The following is a 681-nucleotide window of genomic DNA, read 5'->3' as shown; positions in this document are numbered from 1 at the left end:
GCCGGGAGGCTCTGGTAGGCTCAAGGCCCAGGCCCTCCCGCTCCCTCCCCCGGCTTGTTCTCGTCCTCGCCCTCGTCTGGGGCGGCGCTGTCCTGGCGCAGCCCCAGCGCCGCCAGCCCCAGGAGTTCCAGAACCGCAAGGAGTTGACCCAGGAAGAGAAGGACGCCGCCAAGGCGCGCGCCATGGGCAACAACCTCAACGGTTACGGCAAGGACGTGCAGATCAAGGAGACGCCCATTCCCTGGCTGGCCATCGGCCTGGTGGGCATCGTCTTCCTCGTCGCCACGCCCTTCGCCATCCGCGCCTACCGCGGCACCGTGCGCGAGATGTCGGACGCCAACACCTTCGGCGCCCGCGGCAACGCCGCCGAGGACGAGGCTTAAACAAGCCCCGCCTCACGCCTCACGCCGGACGGACCTCCACGCTTCCGCCCGGCTCCACCTGGATGTGCACCGGCAGGAAGCGCCGCAGCACCTCCGCCTGGACCGTCAGCTCGCCGGTGATGCGAGCGGCGGTGAAGCGCGTGGTGCCCGGCGTCACCGGCCCCAATCTCCCTGACGCCAGGAGCGCCGCCGGCAACAGCAGCTGCTCCGCCAGGTGTTCATCCAGCGCGCCGCCCGTCTCCATGAAGCGCGTCAGTGCCTCCGCCGCCTCGCGCCCCACCCCTTCGGCGTCCAGGCC

2 protein-coding genes are annotated in these 681 nt (G+C 71.2%); one reads left to right on the top strand and one right to left on the bottom strand.

What is annotated here, in order from left to right:
* A partial coding sequence (locus D7W81_RS41415; RefSeq protein ID WP_306440954.1) for a hypothetical protein occupies nucleotides 1-383 on the top strand: 383 nt, incomplete at its 5' end.
* A gap of 19 nt (nucleotides 384-402) precedes the next feature.
* Here D7W81_RS41415 and D7W81_RS41410 read toward each other — a convergent pair.
* Nucleotides 403-681 (bottom strand): RNA 3'-terminal phosphate cyclase (locus D7W81_RS41410; protein ID WP_279637948.1); only part of this gene is annotated, 279 nt, incomplete at its 5' end.

This window comes from Corallococcus aberystwythensis (assembly GCF_003612165.1).
In the GTDB taxonomy this organism is placed as follows: domain Bacteria; phylum Myxococcota; class Myxococcia; order Myxococcales; family Myxococcaceae; genus Corallococcus; species Corallococcus aberystwythensis.
The sequence above is the reverse complement of the archived record's forward strand: the minus strand, read 5'-3'. Positions and strand labels throughout refer to the sequence as shown.